At 74.1% G+C, this 12,346-nt stretch carries 11 protein-coding genes, 1 pseudogene and 1 riboswitch; of the genes and pseudogenes, 1 reads left to right on the top strand and 11 read right to left on the bottom strand.

Annotation, left to right across the window (positions count from 1 at the left end):
* The first annotated feature begins 95 nt into the window (after positions 1-95).
* A complete protein-coding gene (locus J2S42_RS02450; RefSeq protein ID WP_370879137.1) occupies positions 96-557 on the top strand; it encodes a LuxR C-terminal-related transcriptional regulator in 462 nt (153 codons plus the stop codon).
* Between the two features lie 127 nt (positions 558-684).
* On the opposite strand, the gene J2S42_RS02445 is transcribed toward J2S42_RS02450, so the two are convergent.
* The 11 genes and pseudogenes from J2S42_RS02445 to J2S42_RS02400 form a co-directional block, all read right to left on the bottom strand.
* Positions 685-1,761: an ABC transporter substrate-binding protein gene (locus J2S42_RS02445; RefSeq protein WP_307234761.1), complete on the bottom strand. Its 1,077-nt coding sequence runs from the start codon at positions 1,759-1,761 to the stop codon at positions 685-687.
* Positions 1,758-2,801 (bottom strand): ABC transporter ATP-binding protein, encoded by a 1,044-nt coding sequence (locus J2S42_RS02440; protein WP_307234759.1) that lies wholly within the window; start codon positions 2,799-2,801, stop codon positions 1,758-1,760. The genes J2S42_RS02445 and J2S42_RS02440 overlap by 4 nt, the downstream gene beginning before the upstream one ends.
* Complete coding sequence (locus J2S42_RS02435) at positions 2,798-3,799, bottom strand: FecCD family ABC transporter permease (protein ID WP_307248592.1); 1,002 nt, start codon at positions 3,797-3,799, stop codon at positions 2,798-2,800. The genes J2S42_RS02440 and J2S42_RS02435 overlap by 4 nt, the downstream gene beginning before the upstream one ends.
* Before the next feature lie 89 nt (positions 3,800-3,888).
* Positions 3,889-4,071, bottom strand: a riboswitch (cobalamin riboswitch).
* A gap of 51 nt (positions 4,072-4,122) precedes the next feature.
* Positions 4,123-4,377: a type B 50S ribosomal protein L31 gene (locus tag J2S42_RS02430; RefSeq protein ID WP_307234757.1), complete on the bottom strand. Its 255-nt coding sequence runs from the start codon at positions 4,375-4,377 to the stop codon at positions 4,123-4,125.
* Positions 4,378-4,404: 27 nt separating this feature from the next.
* Entirely contained in the window at positions 4,405-5,595 is a 1,191-nt protein-coding gene (locus J2S42_RS02425) for a GTP-binding protein (RefSeq protein WP_307234755.1), read from the bottom strand.
* Positions 5,596-5,609: 14 nt separating this feature from the next.
* Positions 5,610-6,827 carry a GTP-binding protein gene (locus J2S42_RS02420; RefSeq protein ID WP_307234753.1) on the bottom strand — a complete coding sequence of 406 codons (1,218 nt, stop codon included), beginning with the start codon at positions 6,825-6,827 and terminating at the stop codon, positions 5,610-5,612.
* Positions 6,824-7,000, bottom strand: a complete 177-nt coding sequence (gene rpmF / locus J2S42_RS02415; protein ID WP_307234751.1) for a 50S ribosomal protein L32 — start codon at positions 6,998-7,000, stop codon at positions 6,824-6,826. Before rpmF ends, J2S42_RS02420 begins: the two co-directional genes overlap by 4 nt.
* A gap of 44 nt (positions 7,001-7,044) precedes the next feature.
* The gene (locus J2S42_RS02410) at positions 7,045-9,489 is read right to left on the bottom strand and encodes an excinuclease ABC subunit UvrA (RefSeq protein ID WP_307234749.1); all 2,445 of its coding nucleotides are present in this window, start codon (positions 9,487-9,489) and stop codon (positions 7,045-7,047) included.
* A gap of 74 nt (positions 9,490-9,563) precedes the next feature.
* A complete protein-coding gene (locus J2S42_RS02405; RefSeq protein WP_370879366.1) occupies positions 9,564-9,959 on the bottom strand; it encodes a helix-turn-helix transcriptional regulator in 396 nt (131 codons plus the stop codon).
* Positions 9,942-10,109, bottom strand: a pseudogene (locus J2S42_RS41855) (cupin domain-containing protein); the annotation flags it as partial. The pseudogene J2S42_RS41855 and the gene J2S42_RS02405, both read right to left, overlap by 18 nt.
* Before the next feature lie 409 nt (positions 10,110-10,518).
* Positions 10,519-12,156 (bottom strand): P-loop NTPase family protein, encoded by a 1,638-nt coding sequence (locus J2S42_RS02400; RefSeq protein ID WP_307234747.1) that lies wholly within the window; start codon positions 12,154-12,156, stop codon positions 10,519-10,521.
* Positions 12,157-12,346 lie beyond the last annotated feature (190 nt).

Here is a 12,346-nt window from a genome sequence, read left to right as displayed (position 1 = left end):
CGCCCGGGGCCTGATCGGCGCTGCGTCGGGAAGGACCTCGGCCCGCAGGCACCGGCGCGGTCCGCACCGGGGTCGGACCGGCGCGGATGCCCGACATGGACGGCATCGCCACGACCGAGCGGATCACCGCCGCCGATCCGGCACCACACGTGCTGGTGCTGACCACGTTCGACCTGGACGACCACGTCTACCGTGCACTGCGGGCTGGCGCGAGCGGTTTCGTGCTGAAGGACGTCACCCCGCCTCGGCTGATCGACGCGATCCATACGGTCGCCGCCGGCGAGGCCCCGCTCGCGCCCAGCGTGACCCGCCGCCTGATCGCCGCGTCCCTGCACCGGACCGCCGCGCGACGCTCGCTCGACGGCATCACGCCACGCGAACGGGACGTGCTCGCCCTGATCACCCGGGGCCTGTCCAACAGCGAGATCGAAGCGACCATGCACATCAGCCGCGGCACGCTGAAGACCCACATCGGCAGCCTGCTCACCAAGCTGCACGCCCGCGACCGTGCCCAGCTGGTGATCGCCGGCTACGAGTCCGGCCTGGCCACGGGTTGACGCCATGCCATATCTGCGCCGGCCCGAGCAGGGCCAAGGGAATACAGCCACACCGCAGGCCAGCCCGCGTGGCGGGCCGGAGCCGATCGCGGCCCGGGGCGTGCCCCCGGCTCCGGCCCGCAGCGCGTCAGTCGAGCCAGGCGTTGCCGGGCAGCTCGCTGAGCTGGTTGAGGTCGAGGGTCGGCGTGATCGGCGAGGCCGGGGCGAGACCGAAGTGCTCGACCGACTTGCGTACCCACTCCGCCGAGTCGATGTTCAGCGGGCCGGAGACCCACAGGGCGTACGGCAGGTTGACGAAGCGTTCCTCCTTGACCGCCCTCAGATCGCGGGACGCCGGGTTGGCCTTCAGCACGTCGACCTTCTGCTGGTAGGTCTGGCCCGAGTAGTCGACGAAGAAGATGATGTCCGGGTCCGAGGCGGCGAGCCGTTCCCAGCCGACCTCGGTCCAGGTGTCGGACACGTCGGCGGTCGCGTTGACGACGCCGGCCGCGTCGAAGACCGCCTGCGGGCCGCCGTACGAGCCGGAGGTGAAGATCGCGTCGGTGCCCGAGTCGAACAGGAACGCGGTCGGTGCCTCGCCACCCTTCGGCGCGGCGGCCAGGGCCGCGCGACGCTGGTCGATGTCGGCGACGACCGCGTCCGCGGCCGGGCGGTGACCGGTCAGCTCACCGACGTTGCGCAGGTCGGTGGTGAGCGCGGTCCACGCGTCCATCGTGCCGCGCGCGCCGTCCTCCTGCTTGCACGTCTCGCTGAGCAGGTACGTCTTGATGCCGTGCGCGGTCAGGTCCTCCGGCATCAGGTTGCGCGACTCGCTGAACCCGTAGCCGTACCCGGCGAACATCATCTCCGGGTTGACGGCCAGGACGTTCTCCAGCGTGGGGTACTGGTCCCCGACCACGGTCAGCTCGTCCACCCGCGCGTCCGGGTAGGCGAGCCGGAGCACGTCCCGGTCGCGGTCCAGCCCGGTGACCGCGACCAGCTGGTCGCGCGCCCCGGCGGCCAGCGCGATCGAGATGATGCCGCCGTCGTAGGCGTAGAGCCGGGTGACCGGAGCGTCCACGCTGACGTCCTGCCCGCAGTTCTGGACGGTGATCGCACCGGCGGCCGCGCCGGAGCCGGCCTCGCCGGAGGCGCACGCGGTCAGGCTCAGCACGAGGGCGGCGCAGACCGCGGTACGGATACGGCCGGACGAAACGGGACTCATGTCGGTGGGGCGTCCTCTCGGGGGTGGATGAGCAGGTGGAGCTGCGGGCGCGTGGGGTGCGGCACCTGCACCGAGCCGACACCGAAGTGCGACTCCAGGTGCGCGCTGCTGAGCACCTCGGCGGGCGGCCCGACGGCGACGACGGTCGCGGGCTCGGTCGCCCGGTCCGCGCCCGGATGCCAGCCGACGACGGCCAGCCGGTCGAAGAAGCGCAACGCCAGGTCGAGGTCGTGCACCGTGGCCACCAGCGTGCGGGACTGCGCGGCGAGGACGTCCAGCAGGCCGAGCTGCCAGGCGACGTCGAGGTGGTTGGTCGGCTCGTCGAGCAGCATCACCGGGCACCGCTGCACCAGGCCCCGGGCCAGCACCGCCCGGCGCCGCTCGCCGCCGGAGAGCTGGTCGCAGGCGGTGTCGATCCGGCCGGCCAGCCCGACCGCGTCGAGCGCGTCGCGCACCAGGTCCTGCTCGGCCCGGCCACCGCGCGCCCAGGGCCGGGTCTGCGGCACCCGGCCGAGCGCGACCATCTCGCCGACCCGCAGGTCCGCGGTCACGATGTCCTCCTGCGGCACGAACGCCAGCCGCCGGGCACGCTCACGCGCCGGCATCCGCCGCAGATCGACCAGCCCTTCCGACGCCAGCGGACCACCCCGGCCGGCCACCCCAAAGCCACCACCAGGCCCGCCGGAGGCCGCCACCGTGCCGGCATCGGCGGTCGCGGCAGGTGTGGCGCTGAAGGTTGCCGTTGCATCAGTGCCAGCGGGCACTGCCGTGCCGGCTTCGCCGATAACCGCTGTGCCGTCGCCGACTGGCGGTGCCGTGCCGGCGCCCGCGACCGCTTCTCGGCCGACATCGCCGATCAGCGCACGTCCGGCGCTGGGGGTCAGCACGCCGGCCAGCACGCGCAGCAGCGTCGTCTTTCCGGCGCCGTTCACGCCGATGATGCCGAGCCGCATGCCGTCCGGGACCTCGAGGTCGACGTCGCGCAGCACGACACGGCCGCCGAGCCGGGCCGCGACGCCCTCCAGCCGGAGTGCGATCACCGGTCACCGCCGAACCGGTACTGGGTCCGGCCCATCAGCAGCAGGAACAGCGGCGCCCCGAGCACGCCGGTCACCACGCCCAGCGGGATCTCCTGCGGGCGTACCGCGACCCGGGCGAGGACGTCGACCCACACCAGGAACACCGCGCCGGTCACGGCCGCGACCGGCAGGACGACGCGGTGCCGTGCGCCGACGACCAGGCGGGCGGCGTGCGGCACGATCAGGCCGACGAAGCCGACGCCGCCGCTGACCGCGACCAGCACGCCGACCAGCACGGACAGGCCGACGAACAGCGTGGTCCGCAGGCCCGCCACGCTGATGCCGAGTGCGGCGGCGGTTTCCGGGCCGGCGGCCAGCGCGTCCAGCCACCGGTGGATCGCCAGCATGCCGGCGCCGAGCACCGCGACGAGCACGGCGGGGATCCACAGCTTCTCCCAGGTGGCGCCGCCGACACTGCCCAGCATCCAGAACATCACCGAGTTCGCCGCGCGTGCGTCGTCGCTGAGGAAGACCAGCAGGGACGCGATCGCGGACAGGCCGGAGGAGAGCACCACGCCGGACAGCACCAGCCGCAGCGGGGTCAGACCGCCCTGCGCGGTGGCGATCAGCCAGATCAGCACGGCGGAGCCGACCGCGCCCAGTAGCGCGCCGGCCGAGACGGCGTAGATGCCGAACCCGGCGAGTGCGCCGGTGGTGATGGCGGCGGTGGCGCCGACCGAGGCGCCGGAGCTGATGCCGAGCAGGTACGGGTCGGCCAGCGAGTTGCGGACCAGGGTCTGCATGCCGGCACCGGCGACTGCCAGGCCCGCGCCCACGACCACGGCCAGCAGCGCGCGGGGCAGGCGCAGTTCCCAGACGATCACGTCCCAGCGCCCGGGTGCGGCGCCGGTGAGGCGGTCGGTGACGGCGGCGACGACGTCGGCCGGCGGTATGCGTTCGGAGCCGAAGGCCAGCGAGGCGATCACGCTCAGCACGGCCGCCACGGCCAGCACGATCATGAGCGGCCAGAACGGCAGCCGCCGGGGCGGTCTCAGGTGCACGGCGAGGGGAGCCTCTCGGTCCGGAGACCCTGATCGCGAGAGTCCATCGACAGCAAGGTGAGCCGACAGGTCTTCGGACTCGGGGTCAGCCGGTGGCACGGCCTTCCCAGGGAAGGGTCCCCAGTGGCGTCGTCGTGCCGCCGTCGCCCTTACCGCTGCGCGCCAGTCCCGGAATCGCACCGGAGTTCCCTGGCATCCGTCAGGATGCGGTCGACTCGCGCCGGACAGTAGCACACGCGTCCCGCCGGCCGGTTCCGGCGACCGGCGGGACGCGACGGCCGTCACTGCGGCGTGGTCAGCCCGTACTTCGCGCGGAACTTCTCCACCCGGCCCGCGGTGTCCAGCAGCCGCTGCTTGCCGGTCCAGAACGGGTGGCTGGCCGCGGAGATCTCCACGTCGAGCACCGGGTACGTGTTGCCGTCCTCCCATTCGACGGTCCGGTCGCTGGTGGCCGTCGACCGGGTCAGGAACGAGAAGCCGGCACTGCGGTCGCGGTAGACCACGTAGTGGTACGACGGGTGGATTCCGGATTTCATGGCGATGGTTCCTTTCGTTGACGATCCCTACGCCTGCGCGTGCGAGGCGCGGGTGAGTTCCGGCAGCGGGAAGCAGCCGGCGAACGGGTCGTCCCAGCCGCGCCAGCCGTCCGCGCCCTCGGCCAGTTCCGCGTCGGTGAGCAGGCACGCGGTCAGGTCGCGGTGCAGGTCGGCGGCGTCGGTGTCGACCCCGACGAAGACCAGCTGGGTGTGCCGGTCCCCGTAGTACGGGTCCCAGTCGACGTCGGCGGCGAGCCGGCGCCGGTCGCCGGCGTGCGCGAGGTGGGCCGCCGGCAGCGCGTCCAGCCAGTGGCCGAGCGCGCAGAGCGAGATCGCGTACCCGGCCGACTCCCAGACCAGCGTCGTGTCCGGCTGACTGGCGATCCAGCAGACGCCGCGTCCCCGTACCGTCTCCCCGGTCACGCGTTCCAGCAGTGCGTGCAGGCGCCGCGGATGGAACGGCCGGCGTGCCCGGAACAGCAGCGACACCACGCCGCAGTCCGGCGCCGGCTCATCGGCGCCGACCGCGTACCCCTCCAGGCTCCGGGTCAGCGGATCCGGCGCCGCCGGGTCGTGACGCGCGACGGCCGGCGGCGTGACCGACCCGGCGGGCAGGTGCACGTGCGCCGCCCACGGCGCGAGCCGGTGCAGCAGGACCTGCAGCCGCGCCGTCTCCAGCCCGCCGCCGGGCGCCTCCCCGTGCAGCACGACCGTGTCCGCGTACTCGATCTGATGGCAGACCACCTCGGCCACGGACCGCCGGTCGTCGTCGGCGGCGTGCAGCCCGCGATCGGCGAGATCATCGGTGCTGTCCAGGTCGTCGAGCAGGTGCGCGGCGTCGGCGACGGTGACGTAGGCGCCGATCCCCAGCCGCCGGTGCACCGCGTGGTGGTGGGCGTAGGCGTCGGCGAACATCCGCGGCTCGATCGCCTCCGGCAGCACCAGGACCAGATCAACCCCTTCGTGGGTACGGGTGAGCCGCTCCAGCAGCGGAAGCAGTTCCTCCCGCAGCGTGCACGACACGCACCCGTGCACCAGCGTGACCGGCACGTCCTCCAGGACCGCGGCCGCGGTGCTGACCCGGCGGCGCAGGTTCCCGGACACGTCGTAGCTGATCAGCAGCGCACCCGCGGCCCGCACCGCCCGCGCGGCCGCGAGCGTGGCGCCCGCCCGGAAGCCGCTGACCACGGTGAGCGCGACCCGGTTCTGCGACGTCATCCCGGCGCGGCCGATCAGGCGTGCGCGGGGTGCGCGTCGGCGGGGTCCCATTCCGGGAACGGGTCCGGCAGCGCACGCCAGGCGTCCTCGCCGGCCGCGATCTCGGCCGGTGTGAGCAGGCAGCCGCGCAGGCCCCGCTGGATCCGGCCGATGTCCAGACCGACCCCGATGAAGACCAGTTCCTGGGTACGGTCGCCGAACCGCGGATCCCAGCGCCGCTCCAGCAGGGCCCGCTCGTCCGGGTCGTCCGGCCACTCACCGGTCGCCGCGACGGACAGCCCCGCCGGGTCGAACCGGCCGCTGGGCCCGGCCTGCGACCACAACCCGATCGTGTCCGGCCGGCTGGCCAGCCAGAAGAAGCCCTTCGCCCGCAGCACGCCGGACGCGACGACGTCCCGCTCCAGGAAGTCCATCAGCCGCTGCGGGTGGAACGGCTCGGGCGCCCGGAACACGGTGCTGCTGATGCCGTACTCGAGGGTCTCCGGCACGTGCTCGCCGTTGAGCTCGGCGGCCCAGCCGGGCGCGGTCTCGGCCGCCTCCATGTCGAAGCGGCCGGTGTCGATCAGTTCGCTCGCCGCCACCCGGCCGAACGTGGTGCAGACCTGCCGGGCGCGCGGGTTGAGCCGGGTGACCAGCGCCCGTACCGTGTCCAGCTGCGCCGGTGTGACCAGGTCGGTCTTGTTGATCACGACCAGGTCGGCGAACTCGATCTGGTCCACGATCAGGTCCGCGACGGTCCGGTCGTCGTCGTCGAACGCGGCGATCCCGCGGCTCTCCAGCGACTCACCGGCGGCCAGGTGGGCCAGCACGTGCGGCGCGTCGACGACCGTGGCCATCGTGTCCAGCCGGGCCAGGTCGTCCAGCACCGCGCCGTCGGTGTCCCGCACGCCGAACGCGAACGTGGCCGCGACCGGCATCGGCTCGGAGATGCCGCTGGACTCGATCAGCAGGTAGTCGAACCGGTCCTGCCGGACCAGCCGGACGATCTCCTCGAGCAGGTCGTCGCGCAGGGTGCAGCAGATGCACCCGTTGGTCATCTCGACCAGCCGCTCCTCGGTCCGGGACAGCGCGCCCCCGTTCCGTACCAATGCGGAATCGATGTTGATCTCGCTCATGTCGTTGACGATGACCGCGACGCGCAGCCCGTCCCGATTCGCGAGCAGGTGGTTGAGCAGCGTCGTCTTCCCCGAGCCGAGGAACCCGGAGAGCACCGTCACCGGCAGCCGGTTCACGGCGCGGTCACCTGCCGTCCCCGGTAGAGCCCGCAGTGCGTGCAGGCCTGATGCGGTACGACCGCCTCCCGGCGCGGGCAGGGGCAGGTCGCCAGCACGGGCGGGCTCGCCTTCCACCGCGCACGGCGGTGCCGCGTGTTGGCGCGCGAGGTACGTCGCTTCGGAACAGCCATCGTCGGCTCCTTTCGCTGAGCCTAGACGATAACGGTTCCCATTTTCAGCTCTGCGGCCGCCCCGCCGTCAGCAACCGGCGCAGGAACGGTGCCGTCGGTCCGGGACCGGCCGCTACCTGCGCCGGCGTACCCGTGTTGATGATCCGGCCGCCGGCCCGGCCGGCACCCGGGCCCATGTCGACGATCCAGTCCGCCGCGGCCGCGGAGTGGATGTCGTGCTCCGCGATGACGACGGTCTGACCCCGCTCCAGCAGCAGGTCCAGGGCCCGCATCAGCCGCTGGGCGTCGTCCGGGTGCAGGCCGGTGACCGGCTCGTCCAGGATGATCAGGCCGGGGTCGCCGCGGCGCCGGCCGCGGAGCACGGCCCGGGCCAGCTTGATCCGCTGTGCCTCGCCGCCGGACAGCGCCGTGCCGCTCTCCCCGAGCGTGAGGTAGCCCAGGCCGATGCGGTCCATCGCCGCGAGCAGCGCGCCGAGCGGCTCCGGCTCGTCGAACACCCCGGTCGCCTCCGCCACGGTGAGCGCCAGCACCTCGTCGATCGCGAGGCCGCGGTAGGTCACCGCGAGCACGTCCGGGGTGTAGCGGCGCCCGTCGCAGGTCTGGCAGACCAGGTACGTGTCGCCGAGGAACTGCATGTCCAGCTTGATCTGACCGAGCCCCTGGCAGGTCTCACACCGGCCGCCGGCCGAGTTGAACGAGAAGACCGACGGGCTGGCCAGCCCGCGCGCGTGCGCCTCCGCCGTGCTCGCGAACAGGGCCCGGATCTGGTCGAACGCCTTCGTGTACGTCGCCGGGTTCGACCGCGGCGTCCGACCGATCGGAGTCTGGTCGACCACCGTCACCCACCGCAGGCCGCTCAGCCCGGAGATCTTCTCCACCGCCGTGTACGGCCGCCCGGTCAGCCCGGCCTCGACGGACTCGGCCAGGATCCGGTTGAGCATGCTGCTCTTGCCGCTGCCGCTGATGCCGGTCAGACAGGTGAGCCGGTTGAGCGGGATCCGCACCTCCGGCGCGGTCACGTTGTGCACGGCCGCGTGGTGCAGCGTCAGCCAGCCGGTCTCCGCGGACGGTGGCCGTTCCGTGCGCCGCAGCCGGTAGTGCGGTTCCCGCAGGTAACGGCCGGTCACCGAGTTCGGGTGCGCGGCCACGTCCGCGGGCGTGCCGGTCGCGATCAGCGTGCCGCCGTCCCGTCCGCCGCCGGGACCGAGGTCGATCACCCAGTCGGCCCGCGCGACCAGATCCGGGTCGTGCTCGACGAGCAGCACGGTGTTGCCGGCGTCGCGCAGCTCGCGCAGGATCGCGAAGAGGTGGTCCTTGTCCGCCGGGTGCAGGCCCGCGCCGGGTTCGTCGAAGACGTAGGTGAGCCCGGACAGCGCCGTGCTGATCTGTGCGGACAGCCGGGCGCGCTGCAGCTCGCCGCCGGAGAGCGTGGGCGTGCCGCGGCACAGCTCCACGTGCCCGAGACCGAGCCGGATCAGCAGGTCGAGCCGGTCGCGCAGCTCCGGCAGCAGGACCCGGCCCACGGTACGCTGCGCGTCGTTGAGATTCGCGCCGACGGCCCCGACCCAGCCGCGCACCTCCTCGACCGGGCTGTCCACCACGTCGCGGTAGGTCAGGTCCCGCAGCGTGACCGTGCGCGCGACGGTGCCCAGACCGGTGCCGTCACAGGCCGGGCACGGCCGTCGTTCCAGGAACGGCCGGTAGAGTTCCTTGGCCTCGTCATTCGCGGCCGCGGCGTACGCGGTCTCGATCTCCGCGACCGCGCCGGTCAGCACAGCGTCCGCCCGGTAGAGGTATCTGCCGGAGCCGGTCAGCGTGGTCTCGATGGTCGCGCCCCCGGTACCGTGCAGCGCCGCCCGCCGGAACCCCTCGGGCTGCTCTGCCCAGGGCCGCGTCAGGTCGGTGCCGTGATGGGCGGCCAGCGAGGGCAGGTAGACGGCCTCGTTGGACAGCGTGCCGCCGAACCACGGTGAGCCCTCCGGCACCGGAAGGTCCGGCCGCGGCACGATCAGGTCCGGGCGGGCCGAGACGATCTCGCGAGCGCCGATGCAGGTGTGGCAGATGCCGTCCCGGGTGTACGGGTCGAACTGTGCCGGGTGCAGCGGCCCGGTCCAGGCGCTGCCGTCGGCCAGTGGCGCCAGCCGGGCGAAGACCAGGCCGAGGTACGAGTCCACGCCGGTCAGCGTGCCGAGCGTAGAGTTCGGGTTGCGGTTGGCGTTGCGCTGGTCGACGGCGAGCGTCGCGGTCAGCCCGCGCACCCGGTCGATCTGCGGCCGGTCGCGTGGCGTCAGGAACTTCCGCACGTACGGGTCGAAGCCCTCGACGTAGCGCAACTGCGCCTCGGCGTGCAGCGTGTCCATCACCAGCGAGCTCTTGCCGCTGCCGCTGACCCCGGTGAACGCGCAGATGGTGTGGTGCGGCACGCGCACGTCGACGCCGCGCAGGTTGTGCGTGCGCACACCGGTCAGCTCGATCCAGCTCTCCGTCATGTGCACCCCCGGGCGATCGATCGGCGGAGCGGAACGATCCTACGTGGCCGGCCGGCGGCGCGCGGGCCGGTCGCTCAGACCGGGACGGACCGGGCGTACCGTCGGGGTGGCATGCCCATCACCCGCTTGAACGCGGTGTTGAACGCGGGCTGGGAGTCGTATCCGAGCGCGCCGGCGATCCGGGACAGCGTGTCGTCGCCGGTGCGGAGGCGTTCGGCGGCGAGCATCATCCGCCAGCGGGTCAGGTAGGCGATCGGGGTCTCGCCGGTGCGGGCGCGGAACCGGGCGGCGAACACCGTGCGGGACATGCCGGTCAGCGCGGCCAGGTCGCGCACGGTCCAGGCGCGGGCCGGGTCCGCGTGCATCGCGGTGAGCGCGCCGCTGAGCCGCGGGTCGGCGAGCGCGGCGAACCAGCCGGTGTGGTCGCCGGCGGGCGCGGACAGATAGAGACGCAAAGCGTGGATCAGCATCATGTGCGCGAGCTGCTGCACCATCAGATCGGCGCCCGGCCGGGCCGCGCGGAACTCCTCCATCACCAGGTCGATGCACCGGCGCAGCCGGTCGCGGTCGTCCGAGGTGCGGACCAGCATCACCGGCGGCAGCGTCCGCAGCAGCAGCTCGGCGTGCGAGCTGGCCTCCGCGCTCGGGCCGCGGGCCCGGGCGGCGGACGTCGGGGGAGGCCGCGGCCACCGGCGACATCGCGGTGGTGAGCATCCCGGTCCGCGCGTACCGGCAGGTCCCGGCCGCGCAGCGGCGCAGCCGGGTGGTCATCGACACGCTCGACTACGATCCGGCCCGGCAGGGCGCCGTGCCGGAGATCGAGGCCGGTGCACGCCGGCGTCGACCTGATGTTCGCCCCCGGCTGGTCCCGGCACGCGGTCGCCGAGGTCAACGTGTTCGGCGATCTGCTGCCCGGCGTGCTCGTGGACGGCCGCGACACGTACGGCACGGAACTGGCCGCGGTGTTCCGGGACCGGGTGCGGACACCGGTCCCGCGTGAGGTGCCCGGCGGCACGGCGGGCCGTCCGGTCAGCGGCCGGACGCGGCGCCGCTCTCCGGTGCCACCGTCCGGTTGCAGAAGGCCAGCCCGACGACGCTCAGCGACATGACCACGAAGATCGAGATCAGCATCAGGACGATCCGGGTGCCGGTGGCCCGGGTTCCCGGCGGCGCGGCGGGCCGGGCCGTCCGGGCCGCGGCCGTCCGGGGCGCGGCCGTCCGGGGCGCGGCCGGGCGGCGCCGCCGGACCGGCACCGGCGGCGGTACGGCCGCCCGCGTCGCGTGCAGCATGGGATGCAGCAGGTCACGCGCGGCCTCGGCGGTCAGGTCACCGGCATCGGCCGGGACCCGCCCGGCGGGTGGCTCGGCGAGCACGACGTCGCCGACGGCGATGACCGCCGAGGCCAGCCCGTGCTCCTCGATCGCGCGCCGAACGGCCGCGAGCCGGTCATCGGCCGGACCGGCGCCGGATTCGTCGGCCGCGGCACGGGCGGGCTGCTCCCCGGCGACCGCGGCGGCGGTCGTGGCGGCCGCCTCGGCCGTGACCGCGCCGGCCGCGGCGCCGGGAGGTTCAGGGGTGACCGCACCGGTGGCGGTGGCGGGCGGGTCGGCGGTGACCAGGACGACTGGGGCGCCGAGCGCGGTGGCGAGGTCGGTGAGGGGCCAGCCGGCCGGTTCGGCCGCGCCGACGACGAGGACCACCCCATGGGTGCGGGCGAGCGCGTCGGACACCCGGACCGCGTCCGCCCGGCGCAGCGGCTGCTGCCGGCCCTCGCGCAGGCCGATCCAGGTGGCCAGGTGCGCGGCCGGGCGCGCGGCGGGCGGGCCGGCGACGCCGATCGCCACGACCGCGACCCGGGCGGTGGACGCCGCCGCGAGCGCGGTGATCGCCGGTTCCCAGTCCACGCCGGCCGGAACCGGTAGCACCATCCACTGTCCACGCTCGGGCCACGGCGCCGGTGCGCCCCGTGCCGGCACCGCGTCCTCGCGACCGGACCGGCCGGCGCCGGGCCGTGCGGAGGCGGACCGTGGCGCCGAGCCGGGGTTCCCGGCTTCGGGCCGTGCGGCGCCGGAGTGTCCGGCGGTGGGCCGGGGGAGGGCGGGACCGGACCGCAGGTGCGCGTCGAGGAAGCCGCGTGCGGTCTCCGGGTCCAGGGCGCGCAGACCTGCCGGGATCCGCCCGGCCGGTGCCGCCGGTAGCCGTGCCGGTGCCGTGCCGATCGTGACCAGCGCCGATGCCAGGCCGCGGGACTCCAGCGCCTCGACGGTCGTGTAGTTCACGCCGCGCGGATCGTCGCCGACGACCACCACGCCCGGTGCGCCGAGCGCCGCGGCCAGGTCGGCCGTGGTCCAGCCGAGCCGTCCGGCCGGTGCGGTCAGCCCGGCTGCGCCGACGATCAGCACCAGGTCGTGCGTGCCGGTGAACGCGTCCGTCACCCGCAGCGCGTCCGCCAGCCGGAGTGGCTCGGTGGCGCCGTCGTGCAGTTCGCCCCAGGCGGCGACGTGTGCCAGCAGTGGTTCCGGTGGCGGACCGGTGACACCCACGGCGATCACCGCGACCCGCCCGGACGAGGCCGCGGCCAGTACCGCCGCGGCCAGCGCCCAGTCGGCCGTCGCCGACGTCGGGACGACGACCCAGGTCGCGCTCTCCGGCCATCTCGGTGCCACGAAGATCACCTTACGTGACCGGTCCACGGGGCCGTCACCGTGCGGCCCGCCGTGATCGGCCGGCACCCGGCCGGCTGCCGGCCACGGCGTGGACATCCGTGGGGTGGACACCGGCCGCGTCGGTTTCGGAGCGGGCCGGCGGAGGTGAGTCCGTACCCGTGAAGAGGTTGTGGGGTTCTTCGGGAATGGG

This window comes from Catenuloplanes indicus (assembly GCF_030813715.1).
In the GTDB taxonomy this organism is placed as follows: Bacteria; Actinomycetota; Actinomycetes; order Mycobacteriales; family Micromonosporaceae; genus Catenuloplanes; species Catenuloplanes indicus.
This window is presented reverse-complemented; position numbering and strand designations above follow the sequence as displayed.